This is a genomic window from Corynebacterium sp. MSK310 (assembly GCF_030227355.1).
Taxonomy (GTDB): domain Bacteria; phylum Actinomycetota; class Actinomycetes; order Mycobacteriales; family Mycobacteriaceae; genus Corynebacterium; species Corynebacterium rhinophilum.
The window spans coordinates 1-761 of record NZ_JASPFZ010000048.1; the positions used below are offsets into that span (position 1 = coordinate 1).

General features: G+C 54.7%; 1 protein-coding gene. It reads left to right on the top strand.

All coding sequences use genetic code 11. From position 1 onward, the window contains the following. The coding region (locus QP891_RS11675) for an IS3 family transposase (RefSeq protein WP_284817082.1) at positions 1 to 723 on the top strand (723 nt) is incomplete at its 5' end. Between the last annotated feature and the right edge of the window lie 38 nt (positions 724 to 761).

Genomic DNA, 761 nt, shown 5'->3' on the forward strand with positions numbered 1-761 from the left:
GATGATGAGCTTGGTCTTTACGGCGCTAAACGCATCGCTGCGAGCCTTAAAGCCGATACGAGCTTTGGCCCGACGAATCACAAGAAAGTCGCACGAATTATGAAAGCCATGGGGCTTAGAGACTTTACCACACGTCGCCGATGTACCACCACTAGGCGTAAGCCTGGCCACCGAGTCATGCCGGATTTGCTAGGCCGCAAATTCGCAGCTAACGAGCCGAACCGCGTTTATGTCGGCGACATTACCTACTTGCCATGTAAAGGAGGAAAAACATGTATGTGGCCACTGTCATTGACACTTCATTCACGCAAACGTGCAGGTCATGCACTCGCAGACCACATGCGGGTCTTACTGGTCGTCGATGCTCTATCCCACGCGCATGGTGTGCGTGGCAGTCTTGACGGGGCTATATTCCATTCCGATCACGGCAGCGTGTACACCTCACAGGCCTTTAGGAACTATTGCTCGTCGTTGGGGGTGCGCCAGTCTATGGGGGCGGTAGAAACGAGTGCTGATAACGCTCTGGCAGAATCGTTTAACGCTACTTTAAAGCGGGAAGTGCTGCGTGATAGGAAAGTCTTTGACAATCCGATCGCCTGCCGCCGGGAAGTCTTTAGGTGGTGCATGCGCTACAACACGCGCCGGCGGCACTGCGGGTGCAATCTTGTAGCGCCTGATGTCTTTGAAGCCGAGACTTCAGCTACACTGACCAAAGCAGCATAGCTAACCCCCGATGTGTCCACTTTCCGGGGGTCGGGCCC